This window comes from Hyalangium sp., assembly GCF_045802625.1.
Taxonomy (GTDB): domain Bacteria; phylum Myxococcota; class Myxococcia; order Myxococcales; family Myxococcaceae; genus Hyalangium.
This window is the reverse complement of record NZ_JBJMQP010000012.1, coordinates 1-7,517: the sequence shown is the minus strand read 5'-3', so window position 1 is coordinate 7,517 and position 7,517 is coordinate 1. Positions and strand designations below refer to the sequence as shown.

General features: G+C 70.1%; 7 protein-coding genes. 3 read left to right on the top strand and 4 right to left on the bottom strand.

Going from position 1 to position 7,517, the window contains the following annotated elements:
• The coding region (locus tag ACJ8AT_RS02730; protein ID WP_407735959.1) for a M1 family metallopeptidase at nt 1–1,629 on the bottom strand (1,629 nt) is incomplete at its 3' end.
• Nucleotides 1,630–1,723: 94 nt separating this feature from the next.
• On the opposite strand from ACJ8AT_RS02730, the gene ACJ8AT_RS02725 reads away from it, so the two are divergent.
• Together ACJ8AT_RS02725 and ACJ8AT_RS02720 are read left to right on the top strand one after the other, a co-directional pair.
• Nucleotides 1,724–2,689, top strand: coding sequence for a lysophospholipid acyltransferase family protein (locus ACJ8AT_RS02725; protein WP_407735958.1), 966 nt, complete (start codon nt 1,724–1,726; stop codon nt 2,687–2,689).
• Complete coding sequence (locus ACJ8AT_RS02720) at nt 2,686–3,444, top strand: DUF4328 domain-containing protein (RefSeq protein ID WP_407735957.1); 759 nt, start codon at nt 2,686–2,688, stop codon at nt 3,442–3,444. The genes ACJ8AT_RS02725 and ACJ8AT_RS02720 overlap by 4 nt, the downstream gene beginning before the upstream one ends.
• Before the next feature lie 37 nt (nt 3,445–3,481).
• Here ACJ8AT_RS02720 and ACJ8AT_RS02715 read toward each other — a convergent pair whose 3' ends face one another.
• Both ACJ8AT_RS02715 and alr read right to left on the bottom strand, forming a co-directional pair.
• Complete coding sequence (locus tag ACJ8AT_RS02715; protein ID WP_407735956.1) at nt 3,482–5,056, bottom strand: NCS1 family nucleobase:cation symporter-1; 1,575 nt, start codon at nt 5,054–5,056, stop codon at nt 3,482–3,484.
• A 93-nt stretch (nt 5,057–5,149) separates the two neighbouring features.
• On the bottom strand, nt 5,150–6,346 hold the full coding sequence (gene alr / locus ACJ8AT_RS02710) for an alanine racemase (protein WP_407735955.1): 1,197 nt from the start codon (nt 6,344–6,346) through the stop codon (nt 5,150–5,152).
• 239 nt (nt 6,347–6,585) lie between these two features.
• Here alr and ACJ8AT_RS02705 point away from each other — a divergent pair, with 239 nt between their 5' ends.
• Nucleotides 6,586–7,251, top strand: coding sequence for a metallophosphoesterase (locus ACJ8AT_RS02705; protein WP_407735954.1), 666 nt, complete (start codon nt 6,586–6,588; stop codon nt 7,249–7,251).
• A 22-nt stretch (nt 7,252–7,273) separates the two neighbouring features.
• Here the strand turns inward: ACJ8AT_RS02705 and ACJ8AT_RS02700 are convergent.
• A partial coding sequence (locus tag ACJ8AT_RS02700) for a two-component system response regulator (RefSeq protein ID WP_407735953.1) occupies nt 7,274–7,517 on the bottom strand: 244 nt, incomplete at its 5' end.

Sequence of the window (7,517 nt, the reverse complement as noted above, 5' to 3'; positions counted from 1 at the left end):
CGTGCCCACGCCGTAGCGCACGCACAGCGGCACGCGCCAGATCCGCGCCGCCTCGCCCTGGGAGCCCACCGGCAGGTACCGGCGCTGGGAGAGCACCACCTTCGGCACCGGGCCCGAGCAACCCACGGTGGCGGAGACGAGCGGAGCGCCACCCTGATCCAGGAAGGTGCCCAGCACCCGGCCCACATCCTTGCCCGCCTCGGCCGAGAGCGCGTCCAGGAAGTCCTGGGTCGTGGCGTTGCCGCCCGCGTGCGCCCGCAGGTAGCGCTGGATGCCGCGCCGGAACACGTCCTGCCCCAGCCACCCCTCGGCCATGGCCAGCACCGCGCTGCCCTTGCCGTAGGTGATGCCATCGAAGGCGCTGAGGATGTCCCCGGCGTTCTCGATGGGCTGGTGCACCCGCCGCGCCGTCGCCAGGCTGTCACTGCCCAGCGCGTACGAGCGCTCCTGCACCCGCTGCGCCGGTGCATCCCACGTGGGCTTCCAGCTCTCGATGATGCGCGGGGTGATCCACGTGGCGAAGGACTCGTTGAGCCACAGGTCGTCCCACCAGGCCATGGTGACGAGATCTCCGAACCACTGATGTCCCAGCTCGTGCACCTGCGTCTCCGTGAAGTTGCGCTGGTGGGCGAGGGTGTCCTCGGACTCCTTGGCCAGGATGGACTCGGAGTTGAAGGTGACGAGGCCCGGGTTCTCCATGGCGCCGGACATGAGCGGCCCCGCGAGGATGTCCACCTTCTCGTAGGGGTACGGCATGTCGAAGTAGCTCTCGAGCCGGGAGATGATCTCCGGTGTCATCTTCGCGGCGTAGGCGGCCTCGGCGGCGCGGCCCTTGGGGGTGATGATGCGCGTGGGCACCTTGTTGCGGCCCGAGGGCGCGGCCTGGACGAACTCGAGCGGCCCCACGCCGAAGGCGATGAGGTAGCTGGGCAGCGGCTGCGTGCGAGCGAAGCGGAAGGTGCGGCTCCCGTCCGCCTGAGGCTCCTCGGCCAGCAGCGGGGTGTTGGTCACCGCGATGTTGCCCGCGGGCACATGGAAGGTGAGCTGCCAGGGCACCTTGAAGCTCGGCTCATCGAAGCAGGGAAAGGCGCGCCGGGCGCCCATGGGCTCGAACTCGGTGAAGACGTACCAGTCCCCGCGCTCCTGGGCTCGGAAGGCGCCCTCAATCTCCTTGGTGGAGGCGATGGCCTCGTAGGTGATGTGCAGGCTTGCCGGGCCCTGGGCCAGCGGACGCGAGAGCGTGAAGCCCAGGAAGTTCTCGTTGCCGGGCACCGGCGTCAACGCGAGGGGCGCGCCCGCTTGGGTCAGGGTCGCCTGCTTCACGGTGAGCTCATGAGCGTTCAGCCAGAGGACGGAGGTGGGCTGGGCCACCTGGAGCGAGATGTCCGCGACGCCCTGGAAGGTGCTGGCGTTGGGGTCCACGGTGAGCTCCACCGAGTAACCCGTGGGACGAATCGTGGTGGGCAGGCGCAGCTGAGGTGGAGTGGGCGGCGTGGCGGGAGCGGCGGCCGGCGCCGAGGCCTGCGCGGGCGGAGGCGGAGGAGCGGAGGCCTCAGCATCGGGAACGTGCTGCCGGGCCCCGCACGCGGTCAGCACGAGGAGGAGCGAAAAGGGCGGGAGGAGGCGCATGGCGGCATGGTCTAGCGCGGTCCGGCGGAGCAAGGGAGCAACTTCGCGTGTACTGGCTTGCCGGTCCGCCCGCTTCGGTGTGGAGTGCGCCGCCGTGTCCTCGCCTGCTTCCGTGCCTGCCCCCGCGGTCCACCCCATCCGGTTGACGTCCGCGCACCTGCGCCGTGTCATCGGCGAGCCGCCCGGCCCCCTCGCCGGCTTCCTGGCCAACCTCATCATGGGCTGGGTGGCGAAAATGGGCTGGGGCTCCCGGGAGCGGCTCGCGCACTTCGTGGGAGGGCTGGCCTACTCGCTGGGCATCCGGCGCCGCGTCGCGTTGGAGAACCTGTCCCAGGCCATGCCGGAGCGCTCCGAGCAGGAGCGGCATGCCATCGCCAAAGGCACGTACATCACCATGGCGCGCGTGGTGCTGGAGGCCCTGGCCGACGAGCGCCGGATGCCTCCGGACTGGGAGAAGGAGGATGTGCTGGGCCGTGAGGCGTGGCTCGCGCTCCAGGCGCACCTGGCCACGGGCAAGGGCGCCCTGCTGGTGACGGCACACTTTGGCAACTGGGAGCTGCTGGGAGAGGTCCTCATCCACCGCGGCGTGCCGCTCAACGCGCTGGTGCGCCCGCTCAAGGGCGCGCTCAACAACCGCATCGCGGAGAACCGGGTGCGCGCGGGCGCGGGGCTCATCTACCCCAAGGGCGCCGTGCAGGAGACGGTGGATGCCATCCACCGCGGCGAGAGCGTGTACATGCTGTTGGATCAAGCCATCCCGTCCAAGGGCGTCTTCGTGCCGTTCTTCGGGAGGCTGGCCTCCACCACTCCGGCGATGGCGGTGGCGGCCCAGCGCACCGGAGTGCCGGCCTGGGTGGTGATGGGCGTGCGCAACGGCCCGCGCATGCAAGTCCACATCGAGGGCCCCTTCCTGCCTCCACCGCCGCAGGAGGGCAAGGATCCCATCACCGAGCACACCGCGGCCGTGACGGCGGGGCTCGAGCGCATCATCCGCCAGTACCCCGAGCAGTGGCTGTGGCTGCACCGCCGCTGGAAGTACGCGCCGCCGCCGAGCACATGAGCCCCGAGGTCGCCTGCCCTGAGCACCCGGCCTTCAAGCCGGTGGGAACCTGCTCGCGCTGTGGCCGCTTCGTCTGCGCCCGCTGCGAGACATGGGGCGACATCTGTGCGGCCTGCGAGTACCGCCAGCTCCGAGAGCTGCCCTCCCTGAGAGCCCGAGGGAGTCTGGCGCAAGGGTCACTGGGGCTGGTCGTGCTGTGCACCCTGTTCGAGGCGTTGCTCAACGGCTGGCTGATCTCCCGCCTCAGTGGAGGCATGGCGCCCTCAGCGGCGGCCTTCAGCTACGAGCAAGCCTCCCGCCCGCTGAACCTGGCGCTGCTCCTGGCCACTGGGCTCACGGCGGTCCTCTTCCTCCGGTGGCTGCACCTGGCCGTGAGGACCACGAAGCTGCTCGGCCTGGATCCCGGGACGACGCCCGCGTGGGCGGTGGCCTGGTGGTTCATTCCCCTGGCCCACCTCTATGATCCGTACCTCGTGGTGCGCGGCCTGCGGCGGAGCCTCGGAGGCGCTCCCAAGATGGGCGCCGCGGTGACCGCGTGGTGGACCGCGTGGGTGCTCGGAGGCTTCGCCTGGCTGGTTCAGGCGTACCTGTTCGCCACCCTCGATTCGGATCCGCTCCTGCTCACGTCAGCGCTGCTCGCTGGCTTCGCGGCCCAGGTCATCCTCACCCTGGGCGCGCTGCTCTGCATGGTGGTCATCGGTCAGATCCAGACGCTGACCGATGAGTGCATCGAGGACGTGGCGGAGGCCGCCTGAGCGACGGCGGCCCACTCCGCACGCACCACCTACCGCATCAGGACACCGTCGGGCTCGGAGGCGTCTGCGTCTGGGGCCGCGGAGCCAGGCGCATGCCAATGAGATAAGCCGCGCCCGCGACGATGAAGCCCGTGAACCACGCGTAGACATAGAGCGAGTCGAAGAAGCCCGGCTCGCCGCCCACCACGTGCACGCTCTTGAGGAAGCCCGGGAGGTTCGGCAGGACGCCCAGTGCCAGGGCACCCACGGCCACCCAGTTGGTCCCCGCATAGCGCCCGTTCGGCCGGTACAGCTCGGCCACATCGAGCTCGCGGCGGCGCAGCAGCCAGTAGTCGGCGATCATGATCCCCGCGATAGGCCCCAGCAGCGCCGAGTACCCCACGAGCCAGTTGAAGATGTACGACTCGGCGCTCGCGAGCAGCTTCCACGGCATCATCGCGATGCCGACAAGGCCGGTGATGAGCCCACCCGTCTTGAAGCTGATGTAGCGCGGCGCCAGGTTCGCGAAGTCATTGGCCGGGCTGACCACGTTCGCCGCGATGTTGCACGACAGGGTCGCCACCGCCACGCCGAACAGCGAGATGATGGCCACCAGTGCGCGCGTGCCCGAGGAGGCAATGAGCGGCGCGTCCCGGCCGATGGCGTTCGCGGAGCTGGTCAGCTGCCCGAGCAGGAACATCGGGTCCCACAGCTTGCCCACATCCACGCCGTGGAGGATGGCCTGGGTGGCGCTGGTGATGATCACCCCCATGGCCGAGAACGCGATCATCGTCGTGGGCAGGCCCAGGGTCTGCCCGAGCATCTGCTCCTTCTGGCCTTTGCCGAAGCGGGTGAAGTCCGGGATGTTGAGCGACAGCGTCGCCCAGAACCCGATCATGCCCGTCAGCGAGGGGATGAAGACCTTCCAGAACTCGCCCACGGTCGCGAACCGCGAGGGCTGCTCGAGCATGGGCCCCAGGCCGCCTGCCGTCTTGACGGCCCAGCCCAGCAGCACCGCGGCCATCACCAGCACCAGCGGCGCCGCCCAGTTCTCGAACACGCGCACCGCGTTCATGCCCTTGTAGATGATGAAGATGTTGAGGCCCCAGAAGAGCAGGAAGGTGAAGGCGCTCGGGATGGAGAGGCCCAGCACCGTGACGCCCTCGGCGATGTGGCCGTAGGAGGGCCAGAGCGCCTCGATCAGCGTCTTCGCCGCCTCGCCGCCGATGAACGTCTGGATGCCGAACCAGCCGCACGCGACGAAGGCTCGCAGCACCGCGGCCACGTTGGCGCCAGTGGTGCCGAAGCTCGCCCGGGCGAAGACGGGGAACGGAATGCCGTACTTGGTGCCCGGGTGCGCGTTGAGCAGGATGGGCACCAGGACAATCACGTTGCCCAGGCCGATGGTCAGCAGCGCCTGCCACCAGTTCATGCCCACGGCGATCAGGCCGCCGGCGAGCATGTACGTGGGGATGCAGTGCGCCATGGAGATCCACAGCGCGGCGAAGTTGTAGGTCGACCAGTTGCGGCGCGCCTTGGGAATGGGCGCGAGATCTCCGTTGAAGAGCGGGCTCTGGGCGATGTCGGGTGGCAGCTCAGAGAGCGCTTCCTGAGCCAGGGCTGGATCGTGCAAGGCGGTCCCCACAAAGAGTGTGAGGCCCAGCATACACGCACTCCGGCGTATCGCGTCTCCAGCCCGGCCCCTACCCCCTCAGTCAGGGAGGGCTCAATCCACCACCACGCGCCGCAGGTGAGCGCCCAGCCGCGTCACCACCTCGTAGTGGATGGTCTGCGCCCAGCCGGCCAGGGCCTCGGCGGACACCGTCTCGTCGCCATCGTGCCCCAGCAGCGTCGCCGTCACCGGCTGGTCGTCCGTGGTGGCCCGCGTCACGTCGACAATCACGTGGTTCATCATGACGCGCCCCAGCACCGGGCACCGCCGCCCGTTCACCAGCACGTGCGCCTTGCCGGACACCAGGCGAGGGTACCCGTCGAAGTAGCCCACCGGCAGCACCGCGATGCGCGTGGGCTCCGAGCACCGGTACGTGCACCCATAGCCCACGTAGCTGCCCGCCGGCAGCCACTTCACCACCTGGCTGCGGCAGCGCCACGAGAGCACCGGCCGCAGCGAGGGCACCTCGCCCAGCACCAGCCTCGCCGACAGCCGCGTCTCCGCCGACGGCCACAGCCCATACAAGGAGATGCCCACCCGCAGCGCGTCGTAGCGGGCGCGCGGCAGCACCAGGCTCGCGGCGCTGGCGGCGATGTGCCGCTGCGGCGGGTGCGCCGGGGAGAGCTGCTCCACCAGCCGCGCCATGCCTGTCTCGAAGGCCTGGAGCTGCGCCAGCGCGTACTCCTGCTCCGTCACGTCCTCCGTGTTGGAGAAGTGGCTGAGCGCCCCCACCAGCTCGAATACGTCCCGGTGCTCGGCGAGGAAGCCCGTGTCGCGGGGGAGCTGCTCCAGCGTGAAGCCCTCGCGTCCCAGCCCCGTGTCGATGTGGACGTGGATCCGCAGCGGGCGCTCCAGCCGGGCCGCTCGGAGCACGGCCCCTGCCTCCCTCCACGAGAGGTCCGCCACCACCGCGTCCACGCCCTCGCGCGCCAGGGCCACGGCCTCCTCCGGAGCGATGGCGCCGATGACGAGCACCTGCCGGGGCGCCAGCCCATGCTTCCGCTCGAAGGCGCGCACCGCCAGCCCGTCCTGCGGGGTGATGAGGTAGAGGACGTCCACCCGCGGGTGCACCAGCGGCAGCAGCTCCTGGAAGCCGTGCCCGTACGCGTTGCCCTTGAGCACCGCGCCCACCCTCCGTGGGGGACCGCTGCCCCGGGTGGCCTCCAGCGCGCGGAACACCTCCACGTTGTGCCGCAGCGCCGACGCGCTCAGCTCCAGCCAGGAGGCGCAGGCCGAGAAGCCTCCACCCATGCCGCCGTGCTCCACATTCACCTCCGGGGCCTGCCGTGGCCCGCTGCCCGCACCCGGCGGGCCTCCTGCTCTTACCAGCAACCCGAGTGCCAGGGACTGAAGCTGTGCCTCCCCCCTCCTGCCCGAGTGCGCGGCAGGCAGGTAACATCTCTCCCTGGTGGGTGCACAGGGGGCAGTCCGGCGGTGCAGGGGCCTCACTTCTCGCGAGCGGTCCTCCCCGCGTGTTCCAGGAAGAGCAGATGCGGACGCTGTTCATCGGAGACGTGCATGGCTGCGCCCAGGAGCTGGACGCGCTCCTGAAGGAGTGCGACTGGCGGCCAGGCGAGCGCGTGGTGCTCGTGGGAGACCTGGTGGCCAAGGGGCCGGACTCGGCGGGCGTGGTGCGGCGGGCGCGCGAGCTGGGCTTGCTGGCCGTGCGCGGCAACCATGACGAGCACGTGCTGCACTGGCACCAGGGCCATGGCAAGCCGGGCAAGAAGCTCAAGCCCGAGCACCAGCAGGTGCTGGACACCCTCAGCGCCGCGGACTGGAAGTACCTGGCCTCGCTGCCGCTCTACATGCGCCTGCCGGAGCTCAACGTGCTCGCCGTGCACGCCGGGCTGGTGCCGGGGGTGCCGCTGAAGGAGCAGCGCCACGAGCACCTGCTCAACCTGCGCAGCATTGGCCCGGACGGAAAGCCCTCGAAGCGCGTGGAGGGCGGCGCGCCCTGGGCCAGCCTCTGGACTGGGCCGGAGCTCGTCCTCTTCGGGCACGATGCGCTGCGCGGCCTGCAGCAGCACCCGCATGCCTTCGGGCTGGATTCGGGCTGTGTCTACGGTGGCCGGCTCACCGCCTACGTGCTGCCCGAGGGGCGCTTCTACTCGGTGCCCGCCCGGCGCACCTATATGAGCCTGGACGGGAGCTGAACCCGGGCGCTCCCGCCCGAACTCAATGATGCTCGTGCATGCCCGTCAGCTCGCGGAGCCGATCGAGGAGCTTCCACAAGTCGAACGGCTTCTGGAAGAAGTCGGCGCAGACGAGCGGCCCGTCGCGGGTGAGGATGGACTGAGACACGGCGCTCATCATCACCACGGGGATGTCCCGCCACCGGGCGTCCGCGTGCATCTCGCGCAGCAGCTCGCGCCCATCCATCACGGGCATCATCACGTCCACGAGCGCCACGTCCGGCTTT

Bases quoted from the DNA above. Each gene is read 5' to 3' on its own strand.
- ACJ8AT_RS02720 (WP_407735957.1), top strand. From the start codon at position 2,686: ATGAGCCCCGAGGTCGCCTGCCCTGAGCACCCGGCCTTCAAGCCGGTG.
- alr (WP_407735955.1), bottom strand. From the start codon at position 6,346: ATGGGTGGAGGCTTCTCGGCCTGCGCCTCCTGGCTGGAGCTGAGCGCG.
- ACJ8AT_RS02705 (WP_407735954.1), top strand. From the start codon at position 6,586: ATGCGGACGCTGTTCATCGGAGACGTGCATGGCTGCGCCCAGGAGCTG.